The organism is Mesorhizobium sp. B2-7-2, assembly GCF_006440775.1.
Lineage (GTDB): Bacteria > Pseudomonadota > Alphaproteobacteria > Rhizobiales > Rhizobiaceae > Mesorhizobium.
This window is the reverse complement of record NZ_VFTZ01000005.1, coordinates 107,779-131,627: the sequence shown is the minus strand read 5'-3', so window position 1 is coordinate 131,627 and position 23,849 is coordinate 107,779. Positions and strand designations below refer to the sequence as shown.

Annotated in this window: 23 protein-coding genes; 14 read left to right on the top strand and 9 right to left on the bottom strand. The window is 62.7% G+C overall.

Features of this window, described 5'->3' with window-relative positions; translation table 11 throughout:
* Window positions 1-348 precede the first annotated feature (348 nt).
* The 4 genes from glmS (at window position 349) to FJ425_RS09100 (ending at window position 3,721) form a co-directional block, all read left to right on the top strand.
* Window positions 349-2,172, top strand: a complete 1,824-nt coding sequence (gene glmS / locus FJ425_RS09115; RefSeq protein WP_140627426.1) for a glutamine--fructose-6-phosphate transaminase (isomerizing) — start codon at window positions 349-351, stop codon at window positions 2,170-2,172.
* A gap of 94 nt (window positions 2,173-2,266) precedes the next feature.
* A complete protein-coding gene (locus tag FJ425_RS09110; protein WP_140627428.1) occupies window positions 2,267-2,548 on the top strand; it encodes a type II toxin-antitoxin system RelE/ParE family toxin in 282 nt (93 codons plus the stop codon).
* Window positions 2,549-2,584: 36 nt separating this feature from the next.
* Window positions 2,585-2,884: a HigA family addiction module antitoxin gene (locus FJ425_RS09105; protein WP_140627430.1), complete on the top strand. Its 300-nt coding sequence runs from the start codon at window positions 2,585-2,587 to the stop codon at window positions 2,882-2,884.
* Between the two features lie 84 nt (window positions 2,885-2,968).
* The gene (locus tag FJ425_RS09100) at window positions 2,969-3,721 is read left to right on the top strand and encodes a DUF502 domain-containing protein (protein ID WP_140722850.1); all 753 of its coding nucleotides are present in this window, start codon (window positions 2,969-2,971) and stop codon (window positions 3,719-3,721) included.
* On the opposite strand, the gene recG is transcribed toward FJ425_RS09100, so the two are convergent.
* Complete coding sequence (gene recG, locus FJ425_RS09095) at window positions 3,673-5,781, bottom strand: ATP-dependent DNA helicase RecG (RefSeq protein WP_140722848.1); 2,109 nt, start codon at window positions 5,779-5,781, stop codon at window positions 3,673-3,675. The genes FJ425_RS09100 and recG overlap by 49 nt on opposite strands.
* Window positions 5,782-5,874: 93 nt before the next feature.
* Between recG and FJ425_RS09090 the strand changes: the two genes are divergently transcribed.
* On the top strand, window positions 5,875-6,162 hold the full coding sequence (locus tag FJ425_RS09090; RefSeq protein WP_140542229.1) for a succinate dehydrogenase assembly factor 2: 288 nt from the start codon (window positions 5,875-5,877) through the stop codon (window positions 6,160-6,162).
* Window positions 6,163-6,175: 13 nt separating this feature from the next.
* The gene (gene mfd / locus FJ425_RS09085; RefSeq protein WP_140722845.1) at window positions 6,176-9,673 is read left to right on the top strand and encodes a transcription-repair coupling factor; all 3,498 of its coding nucleotides are present in this window, start codon (window positions 6,176-6,178) and stop codon (window positions 9,671-9,673) included.
* Window positions 9,674-9,995: 322 nt separating this feature from the next.
* On the opposite strand, the gene FJ425_RS09075 is transcribed toward mfd, so the two are convergent.
* Both FJ425_RS09075 and FJ425_RS09070 read right to left on the bottom strand, forming a co-directional pair.
* Window positions 9,996-10,526 (bottom strand): hypothetical protein, encoded by a 531-nt coding sequence (locus FJ425_RS09075; RefSeq protein WP_246676334.1) that lies wholly within the window; start codon window positions 10,524-10,526, stop codon window positions 9,996-9,998.
* Window positions 10,513-10,833, bottom strand: coding sequence for a nucleotidyltransferase domain-containing protein (locus tag FJ425_RS09070; protein ID WP_140627440.1), 321 nt, complete (start codon window positions 10,831-10,833; stop codon window positions 10,513-10,515). The genes FJ425_RS09075 and FJ425_RS09070 overlap by 14 nt, the downstream gene beginning before the upstream one ends.
* 99 nt (window positions 10,834-10,932) lie before the next feature.
* Between FJ425_RS09070 and FJ425_RS09065 the strand changes: the two genes are divergently transcribed.
* Entirely contained in the window at window positions 10,933-11,118 is a 186-nt protein-coding gene (locus tag FJ425_RS09065) for a DUF3995 domain-containing protein (protein ID WP_181175852.1), read from the top strand.
* Between the two features lie 190 nt (window positions 11,119-11,308).
* Entirely contained in the window at window positions 11,309-12,682 is a 1,374-nt protein-coding gene (locus tag FJ425_RS09060) for a 3-deoxy-7-phosphoheptulonate synthase class II (protein WP_140542234.1), read from the top strand.
* Between the two features lie 89 nt (window positions 12,683-12,771).
* Here FJ425_RS09060 and FJ425_RS09055 read toward each other — a convergent pair whose 3' ends face one another.
* Window positions 12,772-14,352 (bottom strand): glycosyltransferase family 39 protein, encoded by a 1,581-nt coding sequence (locus FJ425_RS09055; protein WP_140722839.1) that lies wholly within the window; start codon window positions 14,350-14,352, stop codon window positions 12,772-12,774.
* A gap of 192 nt (window positions 14,353-14,544) precedes the next feature.
* Here FJ425_RS09055 and FJ425_RS09050 point away from each other — a divergent pair, with 192 nt between their 5' ends.
* Window positions 14,545-15,249, top strand: a complete 705-nt coding sequence (locus FJ425_RS09050; RefSeq protein WP_140722836.1) for a hypothetical protein — start codon at window positions 14,545-14,547, stop codon at window positions 15,247-15,249.
* 150 nt (window positions 15,250-15,399) lie between these two features.
* Here the strand turns inward: FJ425_RS09050 and FJ425_RS09045 are convergent, their stop codons facing one another.
* From FJ425_RS09045 to FJ425_RS09035, 3 genes are all read right to left on the bottom strand, one after another.
* A complete protein-coding gene (locus FJ425_RS09045; protein WP_140722833.1) occupies window positions 15,400-16,167 on the bottom strand; it encodes an RES family NAD+ phosphorylase in 768 nt (255 codons plus the stop codon).
* Window positions 16,127-16,504: an antitoxin Xre/MbcA/ParS toxin-binding domain-containing protein gene (locus tag FJ425_RS09040; protein WP_027166494.1), complete on the bottom strand. Its 378-nt coding sequence runs from the start codon at window positions 16,502-16,504 to the stop codon at window positions 16,127-16,129. Before FJ425_RS09040 ends, FJ425_RS09045 begins: the two co-directional genes overlap by 41 nt.
* 63 nt (window positions 16,505-16,567) lie before the next feature.
* Window positions 16,568-17,638 carry a diguanylate cyclase gene (locus FJ425_RS09035; RefSeq protein ID WP_140627448.1) on the bottom strand — a complete coding sequence of 357 codons (1,071 nt, stop codon included), beginning with the start codon at window positions 17,636-17,638 and terminating at the stop codon, window positions 16,568-16,570.
* 320 nt (window positions 17,639-17,958) lie between these two features.
* On the opposite strand from FJ425_RS09035, the gene FJ425_RS09030 reads away from it, so the two are divergent.
* Both FJ425_RS09030 and FJ425_RS09025 read left to right on the top strand, forming a co-directional pair.
* On the top strand, window positions 17,959-18,378 hold the full coding sequence (locus tag FJ425_RS09030) for a GFA family protein (RefSeq protein ID WP_140722830.1): 420 nt from the start codon (window positions 17,959-17,961) through the stop codon (window positions 18,376-18,378).
* Between the two features lie 78 nt (window positions 18,379-18,456).
* Window positions 18,457-18,816: a diacylglycerol kinase gene (locus FJ425_RS09025; RefSeq protein ID WP_140627450.1), complete on the top strand. Its 360-nt coding sequence runs from the start codon at window positions 18,457-18,459 to the stop codon at window positions 18,814-18,816.
* Window positions 18,817-18,830: 14 nt separating this feature from the next.
* On the opposite strand, the gene FJ425_RS09020 is transcribed toward FJ425_RS09025, so the two are convergent.
* Both FJ425_RS09020 and FJ425_RS09015 read right to left on the bottom strand, forming a co-directional pair.
* The gene (locus FJ425_RS09020) at window positions 18,831-19,430 is read right to left on the bottom strand and encodes a DedA family protein (protein ID WP_140627452.1); all 600 of its coding nucleotides are present in this window, start codon (window positions 19,428-19,430) and stop codon (window positions 18,831-18,833) included.
* A complete protein-coding gene (locus FJ425_RS09015; protein ID WP_140627454.1) occupies window positions 19,427-19,990 on the bottom strand; it encodes a DUF1003 domain-containing protein in 564 nt (187 codons plus the stop codon). Before FJ425_RS09015 ends, FJ425_RS09020 begins: the two co-directional genes overlap by 4 nt.
* Before the next feature lie 91 nt (window positions 19,991-20,081).
* Here FJ425_RS09015 and FJ425_RS09010 point away from each other — a divergent pair, with 91 nt between their 5' ends.
* The 3 genes from FJ425_RS09010 to FJ425_RS09000 all read left to right on the top strand — a co-directional run bounded on the left by FJ425_RS09010 (window position 20,082) and on the right by FJ425_RS09000 (window position 23,486).
* A complete protein-coding gene (locus FJ425_RS09010; RefSeq protein ID WP_140628186.1) occupies window positions 20,082-20,795 on the top strand; it encodes a DNA-3-methyladenine glycosylase I in 714 nt (237 codons plus the stop codon).
* A gap of 578 nt (window positions 20,796-21,373) precedes the next feature.
* On the top strand, window positions 21,374-23,053 hold the full coding sequence (locus FJ425_RS09005) for an NAD+ synthase (protein ID WP_140722827.1): 1,680 nt from the start codon (window positions 21,374-21,376) through the stop codon (window positions 23,051-23,053).
* A gap of 19 nt (window positions 23,054-23,072) precedes the next feature.
* Entirely contained in the window at window positions 23,073-23,486 is a 414-nt protein-coding gene (locus tag FJ425_RS09000) for a GNAT family N-acetyltransferase (protein WP_140722824.1), read from the top strand.
* Window positions 23,487-23,849: the final 363 nt, after the last annotated feature.

Sequence of the window (23,849 nt, the reverse complement as noted above, 5' to 3'; positions counted from 1 at the left end):
ATTGGGGATCAGGAAGAACAGCGGCAGCGCGAGCCGCGTCTCAAAGCCGGCTTGCGCGATCCAGCGTGGATCGTCATTTGGAGGATGACGCACCGCCGCGGCAAATGATACTCGACACCCCAGCAGCACCTCACAGCGGAGACGAACGGCAATGCGTGTGCACGCTTCGGCGCTGAAGCGGCTGAAAAACCGAGCAATTGCGGTAACTGGATCGCAATGGCCCTCTGCCATGGTGGTCTTCAAACAGGGTTCCGGTTGACACGGAACGAAACGCAAAGTGACTTTTACGGCAGCCCGGCAATCCATAGATAGCGCTGGGTTTTCTGCTGGGAATCGGGGGCAATCGCCATGTGCGGTATCGTTGGAATCGTTGGCCGAAGCCAAGTCGCGCCGCTCATCGTCGATGCGCTGAAGCGGCTTGAATATCGCGGCTACGACTCGGCTGGCGTCGCCACCATCGAAAAGGGCGAGCTCGGCCGCCGCCGCGCCGAGGGCAAGCTGGTCAATCTCGAACGCCGGCTGAAGGACGAGCCGCTCGACGGCACGATCGGCATCGGCCACACCCGCTGGGCGACGCATGGCGTGCCCAACGAGACCAATGCGCATCCGCATTTTTCCGAGGGCGTCGCCATCGTCCACAACGGCATCATCGAGAATTTCGCCGAGCTGCGCGACGAGCTCACCCGCGACGGCTACTCATTCTCTTCGCAGACCGACACCGAGGTCGTCGCGCATCTGGTGGCGCGCGAGCTCGCCAAGGGGCTGAAGCCGGTGGAAGCCGCGCATGCGGCGCTGAAGCGGCTTTCCGGCGCCTTTGCCCTGGCGATCATGTTCAAGGGCGACGAGGACCTGATCGTCGGCGCCCGCAACGGCCCGCCTCTGGCCGTCGGCCATGGCGAGGGCGAGATGTTTTTGGGCTCGGACGCCATCGCGCTGGCGCCTTTCACCAATGCGGTCACATATCTGGAAGACGGCGACTGGGCGGTCGTGCGTCGCGAAAGCGTGACCATCTACGACATCGACGGTAGACAAGTCGACCGCAAGCGCCAGCAGTCACTGTCGACCAGCTTCATGGTCGACAAGGGAAACCGCCGCCATTTCATGGAAAAGGAAATCCATGAGCAGCCCGAGGTGATCTCGCACACGCTGGCGCATTACGTGGATTTCGCATCGGGGGTGTCGAAGCCGCTCGACCTGCCGTTCGACTTCGCCAAGATCGGCCGCCTTGCGCTTTCGGCCTGCGGCACCGCCTATCTCGCCGGGCTTATCTCGAAATACTGGTTCGAGCGCTATGCGCGGCTGCCGATCGACATCGATGTCGCCTCCGAGTTCCGCTATCGCGAGATGCCGCTTTCGGCCAATGATGCGGCGTTCTTCATCTCGCAGTCGGGCGAGACCGCCGACACGCTTGCTTCGCTGCGCTATTGCCGCAAGGCCGGCATGAAAATCGGTGCTGTCGTCAATGTGCGGGAATCGACCATGGCGCGCGAATCAGACGTCGTGCTGCCGACGCTTGCCGGGCCGGAGATCGGCGTCGCCTCGACCAAGGCTTTCACCTGTCAGCTATCCGTCTTGGCTGCGCTCGCGGTCCGCGCGGGCGTGGCGCGCGGCACGATCTCGCCCGATCAGGAAAAGCAGCTGGTGCGCGAGCTTTCCGAGGCGCCGCGCTACGCCACCCAGGTGCTGAAGCTCGACGAGCAGATCGAGCGCATCTCGCGCGAGCTGTCGCGCTACAAGGACGTGCTCTATCTCGGCCGCGACACCAATTTCCCGCTGGCCATGGAAGGCGCGCTGAAGCTCAAGGAAATCTCCTATATCCACGCCGAAGGCTATGCCGGCGGCGAGCTGAAGCATGGTCCGATCGCGCTGATCGACGAGAACATGCCGGTGATCGTGATCGCGCCGCATGACCGTATCTTCGAAAAGACCGTGTCGAACATGCAGGAAGTGGCGGCGCGCGGCGGCAAGATCATCCTGATCACCGACAAAAAGGGCGCCGCGCAGGCCGGCATCAAGACGATGGAGACGATTATCCTGCCCGAAGTGCCGGAGATCATCTCGCCGATCATCTACGCGCTGCCGATCCAGATGCTGGCCTATTTCACCGCCGTCTTCATGGGCACCGACGTCGACCAGCCGCGCAATCTGGCGAAATCGGTGACGGTGGAGTAGGTTTCGTTTCCACGATTGATCTGTATCAATTAATGATACATGATCTTGCTGCCGGCTACGTATCAGAGTATGATACGGCACGTGGGGATGGCTGTTGATCGTTTCATTCAAAGGCAAGACGGTCGAAGAGGTAGCGGCTGGCAGGGCACCTAAGGGATTTCCGCCGGATCTGGTCGCCCGGGCTGAAAGGCGGCTCCGGGCGATTGATAATGCCGTCCAACTGAATGACCTTCGGTCGCCACCTGGAAACCATCTGGAGGCTCTGAAGCGGGATCGTGTCGGGCAACATTCCATACGCATCAACGGCCAATGGCGCATCTGTTTCAGATGGACAGCCGCCGGAGCCGAAGATGTGGAAATTGTCGACTACCATTGAACGGCACTCGCCCTAACCCTTTGAGGATACGGAGTTATGCTCAAGTTCGCACGCCCCATCCACCCGGGAGAATTCCTGCGCGAGGAGTATCTGGTGCCGCTCGGCATGAGTGCCGGCGTGCTTGCAAAGAAGCTTAATCTTCCGCGCACCCGGATCGAGCGCATCGTCAAGGAGGAAGTCGGTCTTACTCCGGATACGGCGCTTCGCCTCGCCAGGTTCTTCAACACCACGCCCGAGTTCTGGATGAACTTCCAGAAGGCCTACGAGTTGGAGATCGAAGCGAGCAAAATAGCGTCGGAACTCGAGAAGATCGTGCCGCTGGATACAGCGGCCTGACGATCGCTCTTTAAAAACTTCGCAGTTCCAAACCGGCTCGCGGTTCACTAATCTCAGCGTTGCAACCTGCGCCGCGGTGAACCCATGTCCGACGCCCTGAAGACCTCTGGCATGACCCGGCTGAGGAATTATTTCCTGACGGGCTTCATCGTCTGCGCGCCGCTAGCGATCACGGTCTATATCGCCTGGTCGCTGATCGGCTGGGTCGATTCCTGGGTAAAACCCTATATCCCAGCCCGCTACAACCCCGATACCTATCTGCCGTTCCCGGTTCCGGGCTTCGGGCTGATCGTGGCGCTGGTGCTGATCACGCTGATCGGCTTCCTGACGGCGAACATCGTCGGCCGCGCCATCGTCAATTTCGGCGAGCGGCTGCTTGGCCGCATGCCGCTGGTGCGTGGCATCTATGGCTCGCTGAAGCAGATTTTCGAGACGGTGCTGTCGAACAAGGGTGACATGTTCCGCCAGGTCGGGCTGGTCGAATATCCGAGAAAGGGCGTCTGGTCGCTGGTCTTCGTCGCCAACGACAAGGAAACGGAGATCAACCAGAAGCTGGATCAGGAAGGCGATCCGCTGATTGCGGTGTTCATGCCCTGCACACCCAATCCGACCACCGGTTTCCTGATGTATGTGCACAAATCCGAGATCGTGCCGCTCGACATGTCGATCGAGGACGGCGCCAAGCTGATCGTTTCGGCCGGCATGGTGGCGCCGGAGGTCAAGGCCAAGCTGGTGACGCTGAACGGCGAGCATCTTGAAGGACCGCTCGCCAATCCGCCGCTCGGCGCTCAGCCGGCGCGCAGCAGCCGCACTGCCTCGTCGCGGCCGAACAGGTAAAGCAACAGCCGCAGCGCCTCACCGCGTTCGGACTGCAGTTCCGGGTCGCGCGACAGGATCAGGCGTGCGTCGTCACGCGCGGCTTCGAGCAGATCGGCATGGAACTCGAGGCGTGCCACCTGGAAGCCGGGCGTGCCTGACTGGCGGGTGCCTAGCAACTCGCCTTCGCCGCGCAGTTTCAGGTCCTCCTCGGCGATCTTGAAGCCGTCCTTGGTCTCTCGCATCACCGAGAGCCGGCGTTTGGCCGTCTCGCCGAGCGGCTCCTTGTAGAGCAGGACGCAGGAGGAGGGCTTGTCGCCGCGCCCGACCCGGCCGCGCAACTGGTGCAACTGGGCAAGGCCGAAGCGTTCGGCATGCTCGATCACCATGATCGTGGCGTCGGGCACGTCGACGCCGACCTCGATCACGGTGGTGGCGATGAGGATGCGCGTTTCGCCCTGCTTGAAGGCGCGCATCGCCTCGTCTTTCTCCGCACCCTTCATGCGACCGTGCACCAGGCCGGTCCGTTCGCCGAACAGCGGTTTCAACGATGCGAAACGGTCCTCCGCTGACATCAGCTTGATCTCTTCGGATTCCTCGACCAGCGGGCAGATCCAGTAGATTTTCTGGCCATCGGCGACGGCGTCAAGCATGCGGCCGACCAGCTCATCCAGCCGCTCCATCGGCAAGGTGACGGTGCGGATCGGCTGCCGGCCGGCCGGTTTCTCGGTGAGCTTCGAGACATCCATGTCGCCGAAGGCGGTCAGCACCAGCGTGCGTGGGATGGGGGTCGCCGTCATCACCAGCATGTCCGGCGCGTCACCCTTGGCGGTGATGGCGAGGCGCTGATGAACGCCGAAGCGGTGCTGCTCGTCGACGACGGCCAGCACGAGGTCGTGAAACGTCACGCTTTCCTGGAACAGGGCATGCGTGCCGACGACGATGTCGATCGCGCCGCCGGAAAGACCTGCAAGCGTCTCCGTGCGTTCGCGGCCCTTCTCGCGCCCGGTCAGGATAGCGAGGCGCAGGCCGACCTTTTCCGCCAGCGGCGCGATCGTCGCCAGATGCTGGCGCGCCAGGATTTCGGTCGGCGCCATCAGGGCTGCCTGGCCGCCGGCCTCGACGGCGCGCGCCATGGCGAGCAGCGCCACCACCGTCTTGCCGGAGCCGACATCGCCCTGCAGCAAGCGCAGCATGCGCTCGGGATCGGCAAGGTCCGCGTTGATCTCGCCAAGCGCGAATTCCTGGCTGGCGGTGAGCTTGTAGGGCAGGGCAGCGCGCAATTTCTCGACGATGCTGCCGTCGCCGGTAAGCGGCCGGCCTGAGAGACGGCGAATTCTCGCTCGCACCAGCGCCAGCGAAACCTGGCCGGCCAGCAATTCGTCATAGGCAAGGCGTCGCCAGGCCGAGCCTTCGACGGCAACGTCGATCGGATCCTTCGGATAATGGATGCGCGCAAGCGCATCGCCGAAGGACGGGAATGTATGGCGGCGCATGAAGGCGTTGTCCTGCCACTCCGGCAGTTCCGGCAGGCGGCCCAGTGCCTGGCCGATGGCGCGGCGCAGCACCTTTGCCGAGAGGCCGGCGGTGAGCGGATAGACCGGCTCGACCAACGGTAGGCCCTCGGCCTCGTCGATCGGTGCGATATGGTCGGGATGGACCATGGTCGGGCGGCCGTTGAACCACTCCATGCGACCCGAGATCACCACACGCTCGCCCTCGGGAAGCATTTTCTGCAGATAGGCGGCATGGGCATGGAAGAAGGTCAGCGCGACCTCGCCGGTGTCGTCATGGGCGTAAACCCTGTACGGCACCGACCTGTTGCCGCGCGGCGGCGGCTGATGGCGGTCGACGCGCACCTCGAGCGTGACGATCTGGCCCTCGGCCGACAGCGCGATGCCGGGCCGGTTGCGGCGGTCGATGACGGTGTTGGGCAGCACGAACAGAAGGTCGGCCGCGCGCGCAGCGCGATCGCCGAGGTCGGCCGGCACGACACGCTCGATCAGCAACCCGACCTTCGGGCCGACGCCGGCAAGCGAAGTGATCGGAACGAACAAGGGATCGAGGACGGTGGGACGCATCGTGTCAGCTTATGTCGCGACGAGGGCAGCGCAAAGGCTGACACCGCTCTCTATCCACGCTATATGCGCCGCTTTGGACAGGGATGCGGCGCCATGACCGGAACACAGCGATCAAGCGAGGGGTTGGACGCGCGCCGCCGCAAGCTCCTGTTCCGCTCCTGGCATCGCGGCATGCGCGAGATGGACCTGATCCTCGGTTCCTTCGCCGACGCCGAGATCGGCGCCTTGACCGGCGATGAAATCGACCAATATGAGAGACTTCTCGAAATTCCCGACACTGAATTTTTCCCGATGGTCACCGGGGAGCGCCCGGTTTCGCCCGATATCGATTGCGCGGTGCTGCAAAAGATCCTGGCATCGCGCCGGACCATGACATTTTGAAAAACGCATATCCATGACCCTCATTCCTTCCATCGGCCTGCCCAAGGGCCGCGCCGGCCAGTTCATCGTCGACGGCGTCGCCGACGGCTACGAAGCCTTCGCCCTGGTGAGGACGGCGCAGGAGATCGCGCCCGACAAGCCGGTGCTGTTCGTCGCGCGCGACGGCCAGCGGCTGCCGGCGATCATCGAAGCGCTCGCCTTTGCCGCGCCCGGCCTGCCGGTGCTGGAGCTGCCGGCCTGGGACTGCCTGCCTTACGACCGCGTCTCGCCCGGCGCCGATGCGGCGGCGCGGCGGCTCGACGCGCTTTCGGCCATGATCGCGCTGGCGAAGAAACCGCATCGCGCGGTGATCCTCACCACCGCCAATGCGTTGCTGCAGCGCATTCCGCCGGCCGAGCTGATCGAAGCGCAGACGTTTCATGCCAGGCCCGGCAACCAGATCGACATGAATGCGCTGATCGCGCGGCTGGAGGTCTCCGGCTTCGAGCGCGTGCCGACCGTGCGCGGCCTCGGCGAATTCGCGGTGCGCGGCGGCATCCTCGACCTTTTCGCCCCCGGCTGGAGCGAGGCGCTCAGGCTCGACTTCTTCGGCGACACGCTGGAATCGATCCGCGTCTTCGACGCGGCGACGCAGCGCACCACCGGGCAGCGGAAATCGATGTCGCTGCAAGCGATGAGCGAGGTGGCGCTGATACCGGAAACGATCAGCCGCTTTCGCCGCTCCTATATCGAGGCCTTCGGCGCGCCGTCGCGCGACGACGCGCTCTACGCGGCGGTCAGCGAAGGCCGCCGCTTCGCCGGCATGGAGCATTGGCTGCCGTTCTTCTACGAGCGGCTGGCGACCGTGTTCGACTATCTGCCGGACGCGCCTGTCGTGTTCGACCATCTGGCGCATGAGGCGTTGGCCGAGCGCCACACGCTGATCCTCGACCACTACGAGGCACGCCGCAAGCAGGCTGACAGCGCGCTCAAGGATGCCGTCCCTTACAAGCCGGTGGCGCCGGATCTGCTGTATCTCTCGCCCGAAAACCTCAAGGCGTCGCTCGGACCGCGCGAGGACATAGACTTCAGCGTCTTCGACGCCCCTGATGTCGGTGCCAAAAAAGTCTTCCATGGCGGCTCGCGGCAAGGCCGCAGCTTTGCCGAGGAGCGCGCCGATCCCAACATCAACGTCTTCGACGTCGTCGTGAAGCACATTGCCGACGAGCGCGCGGCGCGTCGCCGCGTCGTCGTCGCCGGCTGGACTGAAGGCTCGCTCGACCGGCTTGGGCAAATTCTCGCGGAGCACCATCTCGGTAATCTGAAACCTGTCGCGACGCTGGCCGAGGTCGAAAAGCTGGAGCCGGGGCAGGCGGGCCTTGCCGTGCTGCCGCTCGAATCCGGCTTTGAGACCGACGATCTGGTCGTCGTCGCCGAGCAGGACATCCTCGGCGACAGGCTCATTCGGCGTTCCAAGCGCAAGAAGAAGGCCTCCGATTTCATAGCCGAAGCCTCGTCGCTGTCGGCAGGCGACATCGTCGTCCATGCCGACCACGGCATAGGCCGCTTCATCGGCTTGCGCACCATAGAAGCGCTCGGCGCGCCGCATGACTGTCTCGAAATCCATTATGCCGGCGACGATCGGCTGTTCCTGCCGGTGGAAAACATCGAGCTTCTGTCGCGCTATGGCTCGGATTCGACTGAGGCGACGCTCGACAAGCTGGGCGGCGGCGCCTGGCAGGCGCGCAAGGCACGGCTGAAGCGGCGCCTGCTCGACATGGCCGGGCAATTGATCCGCATCGCCGCCGAGCGGCAGATGCGTGCAGCGCCCTCCATGATCCCGGCGGAAGGGCTTTATGGCGAGTTCGCCGCGCGTTTCCCTTATGAGGAGACCGACGACCAGCAGACGGCGATCGATTCCGTCCTGGATGATCTCGGCGCCGGCAAACCGATGGACCGGCTGATCTGCGGCGACGTCGGCTTCGGCAAGACGGAAGTTGCGTTGCGCGCCGCCTTCATCGCGGCCATGGAAGGGTTCCAGGTCGCGGTCGTGGTGCCGACGACGTTGTTGTCGCGGCAGCACTTCAAAACCTTCTCGCAGCGCTTTTCGGGCCTGCCGATCCGCATCGCGCAGGCGTCGCGCCTGGTTGGTTCAAAAGAATTGGCGGAGACCAAGAAGGGCATCGCCGAAGGCACGGTCGACATCGTCGTCGGCACGCACGCGCTGCTCGGCAGCTCGATCTCGTTCAAGCGCCTCGGCCTGCTGATCATCGACGAGGAGCAACATTTCGGCGTCAAGCACAAGGAGCGGCTGAAGGATCTCAAGTCCGACGTGCATGTGCTGACGCTGTCGGCGACGCCGATCCCGCGCACGCTGCAACTGGCGCTGACCGGCGTTCGCGAGCTCTCGCTTATCGCCACGCCGCCGGTCGACCGCATGGCGGTGCGCACCTTCATCTCACCCTTCGATCCGCTGGTCATCCGCGAGACGCTGCTGCGCGAGCGCTATCGCGGCGGCCATTCCTTCTATGTCGTGCCGCGTATCAGCGACCTGTCCGAAATCCATGATTTCCTGAAGGAATCCGTGTCGGAGCTGAAAGTGGCAGTGGCGCATGGCCAGATGCCGCCGGGCGAGCTCGACGACATCATGAACGCTTTCTACGACGGTCAGTACGACGTGCTCCTGTCGACCACCATCGTCGAATCCGGGCTCGATATCCCGACAGCAAACACGCTGATCATCCATCGCGCCGACATGTTCGGCCTCGCGCAGCTTTACCAATTGCGCGGCCGCGTCGGCCGTTCGAAGGTGCGCGCCTATGCGCTGTTCACGCTGCCGGCGAACCGCAAGCTCACCGATACGGCCGAGCGCAGGCTGAAGGTGCTGCAGTCGCTCGACACGCTCGGCGCAGGGTTCCAGCTCGCCAGCCACGACCTCGACATCCGTGGCGCCGGCAATCTTCTGGGCGAAGAGCAGTCCGGCCATATCAAGGAGGTCGGCTTCGAGCTCTACCAGCAGATGCTGGAAGAGGCGGTGGCCGAGGTGAAAGATACCGGCGAGGCGCAGGACGGCGGCTGGTCGCCGCAGATCGCCGTCGGCACCGCGGTGATGATTCCGGAAAGCTATGTGCCCGACCTGCAGCTCCGCATGGCGCTCTACCGACGCCTAGGCGACCTCGAAACCACCGAGGAGATCGACGGCTTCGGCGCCGAGCTGATCGACCGCTTCGGGCCTTTGCCGGAAGAGGTGATGCACCTGTTGAAGATCGTCTTCATCAAGGCGCTCTGCCGCAGGGCCAATGTCGAGAAGCTCGATGCCGGGCCCAAGGGCGTCGTCATTCATTTCCGCAAGCGCGAGTTCCCCAATCCGGTCGGGCTGGTCAAGTTCATCGGCGAGCAGGGATCGCTGGCCAAGATCAGGGCCGACCATAGCGTCGTTTTCACCCGCGACTGGCCGAACGCGGAGAAGCGGCTCGCCGGCTCGGCCGTGGTGATGACGCAACTGGCGCGGCTCGTCGACAAGGCCGCGTAGGCCTGGGATGATGAGGGACCGCCAAAAGGCGACGACCAGTCGACTGATTCAATATCAGGCGTTTTGAAGATCCACGAGTTCAATAGTTACGCGCTGCACGGCCAGTTCTGGTCTCTTTGGTCGAGAACCCGTCATTGAGATAATCCCGGCTCGCTCAAGAATCGCCAATGAGCGTGAAACGTTCGGTTGCGGCCGCGCTGCCAAATTGCACAATTCCGTGACGCTTTGCGGCCGATGCCGATGGATCAGCGCCACCAGCCGACAGTTCTCAGGTGTCAGCGCTCGCAAGATCTGTTCCGGCGTACGTGACGGGGCCATCTACTCAACGGCCGCCGGAGGCCCCGTCTCCCGAGCCGTCACCATTATCGTCCGTGTTTTCCTCGGTGAGGGCTCTCTCCAGGGAAACAATGGCTTCCACGAAAGCCGGGAATGCCTTTCTTGCTCGGTCGAGATTTTCTTGAACCTTGTCCGTTTTCAGGTCAAAGCCGTACCGATGCCTCACCAGATGACGAAATCCTTTCAACTCACCGAAAGCCTCGTAAAGCGCAGGGTCAAGGACAGCAGGGCGGATGCCAGCTATTTGCACTGACATTTGATCGAGCACGTCCTGGTGCATCGAAGGCCCTTTGGGGACGAGATCGTCCACATCGTTGGCCACACTGAGCAGAATATCTTCGATGCCATTGTAGATATTGTGGATTCCAAGCGAAACAGCTGCAACCGCTCCCCATTCGCCAAGTGCCATCTCGCTGCCGTGCTCTGACAAATACTCATCAATCTGCTGCAGCTCTTTTGCCGCGCGGTCGATTTTTGGCGACAGCTTTGCGAATGCCGGATGCTTAAACGCAGTCATTGAGCAGTTCCTGAACCCGTTCGGGCGAAATATCTGACGCAAAAATGAGATCGTAAGGAATATCCATTCCCCGGAGGTGGTCGGCGACCAGATGTTCGACCATAGCCCGCCGCGCGGGATCGGTTCTCCCGTGAACCAGCAAGTCGATATCCGAATGAACGCGGAAACGACCTTTCGCGAGGGAACCGACAACGGAGATGTCGATCCCGCGGCCTTTTGCGCTCTGAAGAATGCGCGATACGCAAGCCTGCGCGGCCCTCCTGCGTTCATCGGCTCGTCGATGGATCAAAGTCTGGATCTTATTCATCTTTCACCGTCGCTTTGACCAACAATGCCCTTTGGGCTAGACAACCACAACAGCAGCCCCACCTGCAACGGAACCGCTGCAGGACATATATATCATAAAATGATATTTATCATCCTGTGGGCGGCGATATTCACACTGCGGGCGTTGAGCTGGTCGCGATATTTCGGGCTGTTCAAGCGGGTCAGGAACACGCGTTTCGCCAGATATGACAGCCTGCTTTACAGCCCATCTTGTCTGTTGTTGAGGCTGGGCTTGTTCCTGCTCGCGCTGGCGGACGCGGCATAGCGAGCGGCGGACCATTCGCCACCGCTGAAAAACCCGGCTAGAATAGGTAATCGGCTTCGTGTAAGGAGCCGCGACCTCGTATCGAGGCTGGAATGGCGGGCAAGCACGCTCGCCGGTTGTTTGACGCAATTCCGGACGGAAAGCCGTTACACTTTCCTGGAGTTGCTCTGGAAGGGCGTTGGGTGCAGCGATGACGAAATGGTCGCCGAATTCGTGGAGAGCAAAGCCGATCAAGCAGGTTCCGGCCTACCCGGACCTTGGGGCTTTGCAAGCCACGGAAGCGCGGCTTGCGACCTATCCGCCGCTGGTCTTTGCCGGCGAGGCGCGCAAGCTGAAGAAGCAGCTGGCGGCCGTAGCCGCCGGCGAAGCCTTCCTGCTCCAGGGCGGTGACTGCGCCGAGAGCTTTGCCGAGCATGGCGCCGATAACATCCGCGACTTCTTCCGCGTCTTCCTGCAGATGTCGGTGGTGCTCACCTTCGCCGGCGCGCAGCCGGTGGTGAAGGTCGGCCGCGTCGCCGGCCAGTTCGCCAAGCCGCGCTCATCCGACAACGAGACCAAGGCCGGCGTGACCCTGCCGAGCTACCGCGGCGACATCATCAACGGCATCGAATTCGACGCCTCCTCGCGCATTCCGGATCCGGCGCGCCAGGAGATGGCGTATCGCCAGTCCGCCGCGACGCTCAACCTTCTGCGCGCCTTCGCGCAGGGCGGCTATGCCAGCCTTGAGAACGTGCATCGCTGGATGCTGGGCTTCGTCGCCGACAGCCCGCAGGGAGAAAAATACGAATCGCTCGCCAACCGCATCACCGAGACGATGGATTTCATGCGCGCGGTGGGCATCACGTCGGAAACCAATTTCGCGCTGCGCGAGACGGATTTCTATACGAGCCACGAGGCGCTGCTGCTCGGCTATGAGGAAGCGCTGACGCGCGTTGATTCGACCTCCGGCGACTGGTACGCGACCTCCGGCCACATGATCTGGATTGGCGATCGCACCCGCCAGCCCGATCACGCGCATATCGAATATTGCCGCGGCATCAAGAATCCGCTCGGCCTGAAATGCGGGCCGTCGCTGACGCCGGACGGCCTGATGGAATTGATCGACCTGCTCAATCCCGAAAACGAGCCGGGCCGTCTGACGCTGATCGCGCGCTTCGGCTCCGACAAGGTCGCCGAGCATCTGCCGAAGCTGGTGCGGGCAGTTAAGAAGGAAGGCCGCAACGTTGTCTGGTCGTCGGATCCGATGCATGGTAACACGATCGAGGCGGCCGGCTACAAGACGCGGCCGTTCGACCGCATCCTCAAGGAAGTGCAGACCTTCTTCGAAGTTCATCGCGCGGAAGGCACGCATCCGGGCGGCATCCATGTGGAGATGACCGGCAAGAACGTCACCGAATGCACGGGCGGCGCCCGCGCCATCACGGCGGAGGATCTGCAGGACCGCTATCACACCCATTGCGACCCGCGCCTCAATGCCGACCAGGCGATCGAGCTCGCCTTCCTGGTCTCGGACCTGCTCAAGAAGAGCCATCCGGTCCAGCACAAGCAGGCCGCCAACGCCTGAACAGAGGCTTGAGCCTATCGTCGGAGGCGCTGGCGGTGACGCTGGCGCCTTTTGACGTCGGGCCGATAAACTTCAAGTCGGATCGCGGGTCATTCCGGATCGGGCGGTCCGGGCGGATCGCCCGGGAAACCGGTTCTGCCGGGCGGAATGACGGCAAAGCTGATCTCCAGGGGCGGTGCCTTAAGCGACCAGTCGAATGGCACGGTCTTGACCGGCAGGCCGGCGATCCAGGCCTGCTGTTGCGGGGAGAGCCTCCAACCGGTCGGCCACACCAGCAGCATGCCCTGATCCCGCAGGCGCTGGTCCGTGATCCAGGGGGCAAGCCGCCTGTCGAGCGTCGTGAAAATCGACGGCTGGTCCGCCGCTTCCAGCCCGGCAAGCTGAGCCACGCCGTCTTCGCCGCCGACGATGCCCAGTGGTGCTGGTACCGTCTCATGCCAGATCGCTTCGGCCGTCTGCGAGATCGATCGTGCCGGCCAGCACATCGGCTGCAGGCGACCGAGGACGTTGCAACTGGTCCAGCGTGTAACCGCATAGGCGCTTGATACGCCGACCACGCAGAGCGTTGCCAGCAGCGCCAGCCGGCGCAACTCGGCCGCCCCCACGCGCTGGCCCAAGAGCGCAACCGCGAGGGTGCCGACCAAATTGTACATCGTCGCGCCCCAGGACTCGCCGGTGCCGATAAACAGCGAGGCGGTCATGATCAGGAGCGCCGGCCCCAGGCCCATCCATGCCAGGTAGACAATCGCGCGCCGCTCGGGGGCGGGGCGGGCCGGTAAGGGATCTTGTGCCGGGTCGGCCTGCCGCCGCAGCAGGCCGGAAATAGCAAGAACGGCGGGAAGAGCGGCAAGCCCTGCAAGCTGAACGCCGATATAGTAAAGCCGTGCGCGGTTGGCGAGCACCCAGGCGTTGCGATGCTCGGCATAGGTCAGCGGCAGGAAATCGAGGCGGAAAAGCGCAATTGCCAGCGGCGCCGCGAGGCCCAGAAAAACCGCAAGACCGAGCCATGGCCATGGGGTGGCAAGCCGGCTTCGAGCGCGGGCGTCGTACAAAATCCAGATACCACCGAACACCAGCAGCAGAGCCGTCGAGAACTTGGCGTAGAGCCCGATGCCGGAGACGAGGCCGAGGGCGAGCCACCAGCCTGGACGGCCGTCGCGCGCCGAGCGCCACAGCAACCATGAGATTGCGGCCCAGAACGGCATCTGCGCATAGTCATGGTTGAACTGCGGGGTCGGCCAGCCGAAGAAATAGATCGACGGCATCAAGAGCACGGCGGCGATCGCCCGGGTCGGGCCCATGATGTCGCGCGCGAGAAGGTAGACCAGGACGAAAGTCGTCGAGATCATCAACTGCGACAGCATATATTGCGGCCAGCGGAATGAGCCGGTGAGCAGGTGGCTGATCTCGAGCAGCCAGCAGGGGAGTTGCGGGTGCTTGTAGGTCAGCAGCACCCATTCGCGGCCCCACATGAAGCCCTCGACGACGTCGCGCGGCGGCCCGACGTTGACGAGCGCGGGCATGACGGTCCAGCAAGCGATCTGGATCAGGCACAAAAGCGCCAGCAACCGCCAAGGATGCCGGACCAGACCGTTCCAGATGGAAGACAGATCGTCCTCCGCCGCAGCCGCGGCGGGCCAGACATGCACGGATTCACTGGTTCTCGACATACTGGCCTAAAATCATACCGATGGATTGCTGAACAGTCCGATAGCAAAAGCTTACGAAAAAGTATTCTTCCGCAACATTGTAAAACCAAGATTGCGATGGAACCCGTCGCCGGCGCTTCGGGCAGGACCGGCCGGCCGATCATTGCCGGAGCCCGTCCGTAGCGCCGCGGTTTTAGCAATACAGGTTCCCCCATGCACCATCAGCATGCCGTCATCCATCACCGTGGGCTCGATTTCTGGTCGGCGCGCGCCGCGGTTCTCGTCGTCATCTGCCTGCAGCTTCTGGTCATCAACAACCTGTCCTTCGGTCCGCGCTGGCTGGCCCCTTCGGTGGAGGCGGCGCTGCTGGTGCCCCTGTCGATCGCGACGGCCTGGACGCAAATGGCGACGCGCAACGCCGTCGACCATGAGCATTGGTACGCGATAGGCCAACTTCGCCTCTATATCCGCCGCGCGGCACTGGTGATGACGGGGGTCATCAGCATCATGAATTGCGGATCGCTGGTTTCCCTGGTGCGGGCATTGCTGGAAGGGCATGCCGGGGCCGGCACGACTCTGCTCGTCGACGCGCTCAACATCTGGGTCACCAACGTGATTGTCTTTGCGCTATGGTTCTGGAGCACCGATCGGGGCGGTCCGCCGACCTGCGGGCTGGTCAAGCGCGCGCAGGCAGACTTCCTGTTTCCGCAAATGACGCTGCCCGATCGCGAGATACAGGGCTGGCTGCCGGGCTTCGTCGACTATGTCTTCCTCGCCTTCACCAATGCCACGGCGTTCTCGCCGACCGACACCTTGCCGCTCACGCAGCGCGCGAAGCTCCTGATGATGGCCGAAGCAATGATCTCGCTCCTGACGATCGCGCTGGTGGCGGCGCGGGCCGTCAACATCCTGGCCTAAAACTGTATCGATATTCAGGTGAGGTCGGCCTGCGAATGGCGACCTCCTGCGCTTCCGGTGCTCCCGTACTCGAAGTACGCTCCGCTCCGGTTCTCGGAGGCCACCATTCTCGGCTCGTCCTGTCCTGAATCTCGATACAGTTTTCGGAGTTCAGTAGCCGCGCTCCCAGCGCATGCCGGCCAATCGCGGATCGGCAAAGGCAGTGCGTGAGAATTCCAGCCGCTTGTCCGGGAATTCGCAGATCGCCTGAAGGCCGAAAGAGCCGATCCGGATGCGCCAGGTCTGCGGCTCCAGCGGTTTTGCCTTGGCAAAGCCCTTGCACGTCAACAGCGCGATATTGACGCCCTTGGGATCGCGCACCGAGCGATAGCGGATCGCCTGCAGCTCGGCCTCACGCGCGACATCGGCGATCGCCTGGCAGGCGGTGTAGTCGGTGGCGTGCGTCCAGGCTTTCTCGTCGCGATCGAGCGGCGGCCCTGTCAGATTGATTGCGCGGTCGCATTTTATCGCGGCGGCGAAGGCGGTATATTCCGCCGCGTCGCTCGGCCATTGCGTCGCCGGCGATTCCGCAAAAAACAGCAAGCGGTAGAAGGCCATCTCCGCCACCGCAGTCAGCACCGTCTCGGCGGCGTAATAGACGCCTTTGGTCTTGCCGGCGCGGCGGAAGCGGGAGCCGTATGGATAGACGGAGCCATAGCGAAAAGGCGTCGCCAACAGGTAGTGGAGATGGCGGCACTCAAGCGGGATCCGCGGCTTGGTGTCCTCGATGAGGTCCTCAAGCAGCGCCTGCTCATCGAGCGTGTCGATGAGCTTAAGGGTCGAGACGCGGTGCTGCGCCTCGACCATCCGCCAATACTTGCCTTCGAGCCGGACGGCCTCAGACGAGAGCGCGCCGGGAGTCCAGGTAGGCAATGACATCGACAAGTCCGGCAATCGTCAGGATTTTTTCGAGCGGTGTGCCGTCGAGCGTGGTGTTGGGATTCTTCAGCCACGCCCGGGCGACGGTCTCGTCGCCGCCGACGATGGCGTCGAGCGAGCGGAACAGGCGCACGAACAGTACGGCCAACTCGAACGGCTTGGTGCCGCGTTCAAGCAGGAATTCCTGCCGGCGCATGCGCGAGACCGTTGCTTCCGACACGCCGATGACCAAAGCAAGTGTCCTGGCGGTGATATCGAGCAGGTCTGCCGCACGCAGCGTGGCCTTGGTGATGACGGCATTTTCGGCCGCCGTCGCGGCCGCGACTGGACGTTGCATAAGCGCACCCTTTCATTTCTGTGGAAAATATAGTCCACAAAAATTCGTCTGGAAAGGGGTGTGTCAGTCTTTCTTGTAAAGCAGCCAGCCTTTGCCGGCCCGGCTGACCATGGCCGAATGCTTTGTCACACGGTTGCGGCCGCCGACCTTAGAGCGGTAAAGCGCCTGGTCGGCCTTGGTATAGAGATCCTCGGGGTTTTCCGCCTCCGAGGCCATGCAGATGCCCAGCGACACGGTAACGGTGCCGTAGTTCATGCCGGTCTGGCTGCCGGTGAACGGGGTCTGCTCGACGAGCGCGCGGATGCGCTCGGCGATCTCGTATGTGGCTTCCTCGCTGGCGCCTTCGACGATAAGCGCGAACTCCTCGCCGCCGGTGCGAGCGACAAATATGTCGGCACGCACGCTGGACTGGAAGATCTCTGCGATGATCTGCAGGATCCTATCGCCGACCGGGTGGCCGTAGCGATCGTTTATGTCCTTGAAATGATCGATATCGGCAAGGATCAAGGCGTTGAACAGGATGCCGCGGTTGCTGTTATAGATCCGGGTGATCTCCTTGTCGAAGGCGCGGCGGTTCCACAGCTGCGTGAGCGGGTCGGTGTCGGCGAGCCGCTTGTATTCCTCGAGCTTCGACTTGACGCTTTCAAGCTCGGCTGTCTTCTCGCTGAGCGTGCTGGCAATCTGACGGCCGTGGTCGATCGTCGAGCTGGTGGCGGCCGACATGGCGCCTGCGATCTTCTGCAGGAGTTCTTGCGAAAGCAGGCTGCGATTGCTCAGGCCGCTCGATGTCTCGTCGAGGATGCGGCCATACTTCTCGATATGCGAGCGCTCGCTGCGCAACAGCGCGGCGATGTCCTCGAGCTCCTTGGCCACCACCTCACGGGCGTGCTCGACAATGGCGGGGCCGTGGTGCTGCGGGAAGAAGTTCCGTCCGATGCGGTCGAGATCTTCCTGGGTCGGACGGTTGCTCAACGAGACGACGGCAAGGCTGAGCTCGCGATTGCTGCTGCTGAGCGCCTCGTAGAAGATTTCATAGTTACGCGGTAGGCCAAGCACGCCGAGCTGTCGCATCGTCGCAACGACGGTGCTGGCGATGTCGGTGTTCCTATCGGTCGGAATGGCTGCCGGCTTCATGTTCTGTTCACTGCCCCTTCAGTGCGACCGGAGACATGCCACCGCCGGGAGTCGCTCACGCGGGGATTTGAATCAGAATTGTGGTGCGACGGCGCGTCCCCAACACGACCATCGCTTGTGGGAACCATAGATGCAGTTTCGCTAAAGTTTCCTTAATAGCCTGGATTTCCTCATTGTCCCTGCTACCACAGGGTGCAAAGCGGTGCAGGTGCAGGTTTTGAAGCACGTCCTTGCGATGTCGCTTTTGCCGATGCCAGACGTCGATGAAACTGGAATCCTGTGCGCTGATTGGATTGAGGCGGAAGCAACAGGAGGGTGGAATGGACGATAATCACAGCGGATCGTGCCTGTGCGGGGCGGTGCGTTTCAGAACGAAGGGCCCACGACGCGGCGTGATTTATTGCCATTGTTCACAATGCCGCAAGCAGAGCGGCCATTTCTACGCCGCGACCAACATTGCGGACGCCGACATCGTTATCGAAGGCATGGAAAATCTCACCTGGTATGAGGCATCCGACTTCGCCAAGCGTGGCTTCTGCAAGACATGCGGCTCGGTGCTGTTCTGGAAGCCGAAAGGCGATGCCTATGTTTCGGTTATGGCGGGTTCATTCGAGGAACCGAGCGGGCTCCAGGGCGAATGCCACATCTTCGTCGGCGACAAGGGCGATTACTATTCGATCGAGGACGAGTTGCCGCAGTTCGAGAAATCGGCGCCCTCGATAAAGGTCGCGGGCGGATGAATTTTGCGGCGGCTGCCTTATTCCCTTGATCCCACCATTGCGATATCCCCTGCCGGTGACTCGCAACGGGGCAGAGGCATGCAGCGGCTGATCGATGCTTTTATCAATTCAGTGCGGGCTTTCCGCAAGTTGGCCGCCCACGAAAAGGCGTTCCAGCAGGAATTGCTGTTGCTGGCGCTCGCCTTGCCGGCCGGCTGGTTCATCTCGGTTTCATGGCGCGGCTATGCCCTGCTGATCGGCGCTGTGCTGCTCCTGATCATGGTCGAAGTGCTCAACACCGGCATCGAAGCGGCCTGCGACGCGATCTCGCGCGAATTCCACATCGACATCCAACTTGCCAAGGACTGCGGTTCGCTGGCCGTGCTGATTTCGATCGTGATCGCCGGCGGCGTATGGGGCGTCGCCCTCATCGAACGCCTTGTCGGCGCGCCGATTTGATCCTCGCGGATTGATCAAGATCCTGCCTGGTCTTCCTTGGCGCGTTCGCGCTTCGCGAAGTGATGGCCTACCAACCAAGCGACCACGGCGATAACGATGCCGACGCCGAGGGCGATGAGCAGGCGCTCATGGCGAGCAAACGCCTGGCCCACGATTTCCTCCGCGCCCAGGCCGAAGACATAGCCGATGCCGCTGAACAGGGCCGACCAGACCGCGGACGAGATGGCGTTCAAGATGACGAAACGCGGCATGGACACGGTCGACAGGCCGGCGGCGACGCCGCCGACCAGGCGCATGCCGTAGATATAGCGGTTGGTCAGCACGAAAATGTTGGGATGGGTGTTGAGCAGGCGATAGGCGCGGCTGAAGCCCGGACGCCTGCGCAACAGTCTCACATAGCGATGTTCGGCGAAGCTGCGCCCCATGGTGAAGAAGAAGGTGTCGCCGGCGAAGGCGCCGAGGAAGGCGGCAAAGAAAGTCTGCCACAGCACGAAAACATGCTGATGAGCGAAGAAGCCGCCCAGGATCGCCGCGCTTTCGCCTTCGGCCACGCAACCCAGGAAGACCGCGATCAGCCCATATTGCTCGATGAGGCGGTGGATGGTGTCGCTCATTCCGTTGCGGGCCGCGCGGACAGTTTTTCGTCGATGCGCCTGATCTGCTCGGCCATGCGCTGGATTTCGTCACGCATGCCGATGATCTCGCTATGGCGAAGCTCGTCGAGCTTTTCATGCAGGGCCATGATCTCGATCTCGGCCTTCAGATTGACCTCATAGTCATGGGCGGCGTCGATGCGGTCGCGCTCGGTCTGGCGGTTCTGCGACATCATGATCACCGGCGCCTGGATCGCCGCCAGCATCGACAGAACAAGGTTTAGGAAGATGAAAGGGTAGGGGTCGAAGGCGTCGCGGGTGAGCAGCCAGGCGTTGCCGGCAGTCCAGACAACAAGAAAGGCCAGGAAGCTCAGGATGAAAGACCAGGAGCCGCCGATCCTGGCAATGGTGTCGGCAACACGGTCTCCATAGGTCTCGTGGAAGGCGACGGCCTTGTTGGTGTCGCGCGCGATGGTGGTGCGCTCGAGCGTCGACTGGAGCACGCGGCTCTCGAGCGGACCGAAACCGTCCGGCTTTCGCTTGAGCAAACGGTTGGCCATGTCTTCGACGATCTTGTTCATTTGTCCCCTCCTTCGGCCGGGCGTCGATAGAGGTAGAGGCTGCCGGGCCGGACGTGAAGTGATAGATTGCGGCGAACAAGCGAGGACAATGATGCTCGATTTCCAGAAAATCCACGCGCGGGCGGCAAAGCGCAAGGGCGGGGAGGCCGTGCTGGCACCACTGCTTGGTCCCGCGCCCGACAACAAGGCGGTGGCAAAGATCCCCGACGACCGCATCCTCTCCACCATGGCCGAACGCATTTTCGCCGCCGGCTTCGTGTGGCGGGTGATCGAGCAGAAATGGCCGGGTTTCGAGGAAGCGTTCCTAGGCTTCGAGCCGAAGCGGCTTCTGTTCCAGCCGGACGACTTCTGGCACGAGCTTGCATCCGACAGCCGCATCGTGCGCAATCCGCAGAAGATCAAGTCGGTGCGCGACAATGCCGCCTTCGTCGATCGCGTCTCGAAGGAACATGGCAGCTTCGGCAAATTCATCGCCTCCTGGCCCGCGGACGATCAGGTCGGCCTGACCGCTTATCTCGCCAAGCATGGCAGCCGGCTCGGCGGCAACACCGGCCAGTATCTCCTGCGCTGGCTCGAATGGGACACGTTTGTCGTCTCCACTGACATGGCGGCGGCATTGCGCGATGCCGGCCTCGATATCGCCGAAAACCCGACCTCGAAGCGGGACCTCGACAAGATCCAGGCGCAGATCAACCAATGGTCGGCCGAGACCGGCCTGCCGCGCCGCCACATCTCGCGCATCCTGGCGATGTCGATCGGCGAGAACCGCTCGGCAGAGGCATTGCGCGAGTATATGGGCGACTAGTTCCCACCGATACAGGGATTTTGAAAGGCTGCCATATGTCTTGGTGCAAGATTTTCCGTTCATTTGCGTGAAATCAGCGCAAACGCCGGAGATTGGTTGAAGCCACCCCAACCTCGTCATTCTATGGCGGAGCAAGGAGCGAAGCGACGCGGCGCAGACCATAGAATACCGTGACTTGGAAGCGCCGCCACGGTGCAGAATTCTGCTCCGATGCACGCCTTGGCGAAGGTAACGGCATGGATTCCAGGGTCTTCGCGACGGAGCTTCGCTCCTGCTCCGCCCTGGAATGACGATCGCGATGGGCGTTTCGGCCAATCTCCAACGCATGCCACCTGCCAACGCAAACAGAGCCGACCGGTCAAAATCCCTGTGCAGTGCCGTCAGGCGAGCCGGATACGATCGACATCGGTCGATCGATCAGGGACATAATCGGCTCCGCCGATTAATCAGGATACGATCTTCGATCGATGAGGACATAATCGGCTCCGCCGATTAGTCTGGATACGATCTTCGATCGATCCTAAGTGGCACAACCAAACGTCATTGCGGGGCGATTTCAGTCACGCTAAATCCGTTCCATGACCAAGACCGCTCCCGATATCCTGCGCATCGCCGTCGCCCAGCTCAACCCGACCGTCGGCGACGTCGCCGGCAATCTGGCAAAAGCGCGCGAGGCGAGGGCGGACGCGGCGCGCCAGGGCGCCGATCTGGTGCTCTACACCGAGCTCTTCCTCGCCGGCTATCCGCCGGAAGACCTGGTGCTGAAGCCTTCCTTCCTGAAGGCTTGCGAGAAGGCGGCGCAGGACCTCGCCGAGGACACCGCCGATGGCGGGCCGGGCGTCATCGTCGGCACGCCGCTGAAGCGCCGGACCGGCACGCATAACTCGATCGTCTTCGCCGACGGCGGCAAGATCATCGCCGAGCGCTACAAGCTCGACCTGCCGAATTATGGCGAGTTCGACGAGAAGCGCGTCTTCCAGGCCGGACCGGAGCTGCAGGGTCCGGTCAACTTCCGCGGCGTGCGCATCGGCATTCCGATTTGCGAGGACATCTGGGGCGACATCGCCGTGTGCGAGACGCTGGCCGAAAGCGGCGCCGAGATCCTGCTGGTGCCGAACGGCTCTCCCTACTATCGCGCCAAGATCGACGTTCGCCACCAGGTCGTCATCCGCCAGGTCATCGAGACCGGCCTGCCGATGATCTATGCCAATCAGCTCGGCGGCCAGGACGAGCTGATCTTCGACGGCGCTTCGTTCGCCATCGGGGCCGACAAGACGCTGGCCTTCCAGATGAGCCAGTTCGAGGAGGCGGTCGCCGTCACCACCTGGAAACGGAAAGGCGATCATTGGGTCTGCTCGGAAGGCCCGATGTCGAAGATCCCCGAGCGTGAAGAGGCCGACTACCGTGCCTGCATGCTGGGTCTGCGCGACTACGTCAACAAGAACGGTTTCAAGAACGTCGTGCTCGGCCTCTCCGGCGGCATCGACTCGGCGATCTGCGCGGCTTTGGCCGTCGATGCGCTGGGCGAAGAGCGGCTGCGCACCGTCATGATGCCTTACCGCTACACGTCGAAGGATTCGCTGAAGGACGCCGAGGACTGCGCGCGCGCGCTTGGCTGCCGCTATGACATCGTGCCGATCTCCGAGCCGGTCGAAGGCTTCAGGCACGCGCTGACGCAGCTCTTCGAAGGCACCCAGGAAGGCATCACCGAGGAAAACCTGCAGAGCCGCGCCCGCGGCACGATCCTGATGGCGATCTCCAACAAGTTCGGCTCGATGGTGGTCACCACCGGCAACAAGAGCGAGATGTCGGTCGGCTACGCCACGCTCTACGGCGACATGAATGGCGGCTTCAACCCGATCAAGGATCTCTACAAGATGCAGGTCTACGCGCTGTCGCGCTGGCGCAACAACCATGTGCCGCCGGGTGCGCTCGGACCGTCGGGCGAAGTGATCCCCAACAACATCATCGACAAGGCGCCGTCGGCGGAGCTGCGCGAGAACCAGACCGACCAGGATTCGCTGCCGCCCTATCCGGTGCTGGACGACATTCTGGAATGCCTGGTGGAGAACGAGATGGGCGTCGACGACATCGTCGCACGCGGCCACGACCGGGCGACGGTGACGCGCGTCGAGCACCTGCTCTACATCGCCGAATACAAGCGCCGCCAGGCGGCGCCCGGCGTCAAGATCACACGGAAGAATTTCGGCCGCGACCGCCGTTATCCGATCACCAACCGGTTCCGGGACCGCGGCTAGTCTGCGAGATTGCGCGCGCATGCAGGATGTTGAAATCAGTTTCGACCTGTCGCGGATCGATTTCCGGGCAACCTCCGACCAGCTCATGCAAAGCTATTGGGGCGCATCCAGAACCGACGAAGCCCACCGTCGCGCCTTCGACAACTCGCTTTGCGTCGGCGCCTATCTTGACGGCAGGCAAGTCGGTTTTGCCCGCGCGATCACCGACTACACGGTCTTTGCCTATGTTGCCGACGTCATCATCTGGCCGGAACATCGCGGACGGGGGATCGGCAAGCGGCTCGTCCAGGCGCTGATCGATCACCCGGAGGTCGGGATGGTGACGCATTGGAGCCTTTCGACCAACGACGCCCACAGCCTCTACGAAAAGTTTGGGTTCAAGGCGTCGACTGACGGGCGCTACATGCGGCTGGATCGCAAGCCGACAGCCTGATTGTCTAATGGCAGCACAACCCGCCGTTGTTGCAAATTCGTCGCACTGCTTGGACCAGATGTCGTTTTGGCGACGGGCCGACTTGGCGATCGGCTGATGCCTGCCTATAACAACCCTTCCGCGATTCCCTTCCGGGAGGACCGTATGGCAGGATTTGACATCGTTATGCGAGGCCGCGAGGCCTAGGTCGGCGCCGGCGCTCCGAGGGTTTCTCGGAGAGCCGGACGCGGAACAGGCATTTGCCGCTGCCGCTCGCCGCCACAGGGCAGGCGACCTACCATACTGAACCTCCCGCTTTCAGGATCGCCGCAAGGCGCGGACGCGGGTTTTCCAATTCGATTTTTCCGGGACCGGGCTCGTTTG

Excerpts from the sequence above, each read along its gene's own strand:
- FJ425_RS09055 (WP_140722839.1), bottom strand. The coding sequence starts at position 14,352 with ATGTCGAGAACCAGTGAATCCGTGCATGTCTGGCCCGCCGCGGCTGCG.
- FJ425_RS09035 (WP_140627448.1), bottom strand. The coding sequence starts at position 17,638 with ATGAAGCCGGCAGCCATTCCGACCGATAGGAACACCGACATCGCCAGC.
- FJ425_RS09100 (WP_140722850.1), top strand. The coding sequence starts at position 2,969 with ATGTCCGACGCCCTGAAGACCTCTGGCATGACCCGGCTGAGGAATTAT.
- FJ425_RS09020 (WP_140627452.1), bottom strand. The coding sequence starts at position 19,430 with ATGAGCGACACCATCCACCGCCTCATCGAGCAATATGGGCTGATCGCG.
- FJ425_RS09015 (WP_140627454.1), bottom strand. The coding sequence starts at position 19,990 with ATGAACAAGATCGTCGAAGACATGGCCAACCGTTTGCTCAAGCGAAAG.
- FJ425_RS09010 (WP_140628186.1), top strand. The coding sequence starts at position 20,082 with ATGCTCGATTTCCAGAAAATCCACGCGCGGGCGGCAAAGCGCAAGGGC.
- FJ425_RS09105 (WP_140627430.1), top strand. The coding sequence starts at position 2,585 with ATGCTCAAGTTCGCACGCCCCATCCACCCGGGAGAATTCCTGCGCGAG.
- FJ425_RS09030 (WP_140722830.1), top strand. The coding sequence starts at position 17,959 with ATGGACGATAATCACAGCGGATCGTGCCTGTGCGGGGCGGTGCGTTTC.
- FJ425_RS09050 (WP_140722836.1), top strand. The coding sequence starts at position 14,545 with ATGCACCATCAGCATGCCGTCATCCATCACCGTGGGCTCGATTTCTGG.
- FJ425_RS09065 (WP_181175852.1), top strand. The coding sequence starts at position 10,933 with ATGATATTTATCATCCTGTGGGCGGCGATATTCACACTGCGGGCGTTG.
- FJ425_RS09090 (WP_140542229.1), top strand. The coding sequence starts at position 5,875 with ATGACCGGAACACAGCGATCAAGCGAGGGGTTGGACGCGCGCCGCCGC.
- FJ425_RS09005 (WP_140722827.1), top strand. The coding sequence starts at position 21,374 with ATGACCAAGACCGCTCCCGATATCCTGCGCATCGCCGTCGCCCAGCTC.
- mfd (WP_140722845.1), top strand. The coding sequence starts at position 6,176 with ATGACCCTCATTCCTTCCATCGGCCTGCCCAAGGGCCGCGCCGGCCAG.
- FJ425_RS09000 (WP_140722824.1), top strand. The coding sequence starts at position 23,073 with ATGCAGGATGTTGAAATCAGTTTCGACCTGTCGCGGATCGATTTCCGG.
- FJ425_RS09025 (WP_140627450.1), top strand. The coding sequence starts at position 18,457 with ATGCAGCGGCTGATCGATGCTTTTATCAATTCAGTGCGGGCTTTCCGC.
- glmS (WP_140627426.1), top strand. The coding sequence starts at position 349 with ATGTGCGGTATCGTTGGAATCGTTGGCCGAAGCCAAGTCGCGCCGCTC.
- FJ425_RS09060 (WP_140542234.1), top strand. The coding sequence starts at position 11,309 with ATGACGAAATGGTCGCCGAATTCGTGGAGAGCAAAGCCGATCAAGCAG.
- recG (WP_140722848.1), bottom strand. The coding sequence starts at position 5,781 with ATGCGTCCCACCGTCCTCGATCCCTTGTTCGTTCCGATCACTTCGCTT.
- FJ425_RS09040 (WP_027166494.1), bottom strand. The coding sequence starts at position 16,504 with ATGCAACGTCCAGTCGCGGCCGCGACGGCGGCCGAAAATGCCGTCATC.
- FJ425_RS09075 (WP_246676334.1), bottom strand. The coding sequence starts at position 10,526 with ATGACTGCGTTTAAGCATCCGGCATTCGCAAAGCTGTCGCCAAAAATC.
- FJ425_RS09045 (WP_140722833.1), bottom strand. The coding sequence starts at position 16,167 with ATGTCATTGCCTACCTGGACTCCCGGCGCGCTCTCGTCTGAGGCCGTC.
- FJ425_RS09070 (WP_140627440.1), bottom strand. The coding sequence starts at position 10,833 with ATGAATAAGATCCAGACTTTGATCCATCGACGAGCCGATGAACGCAGG.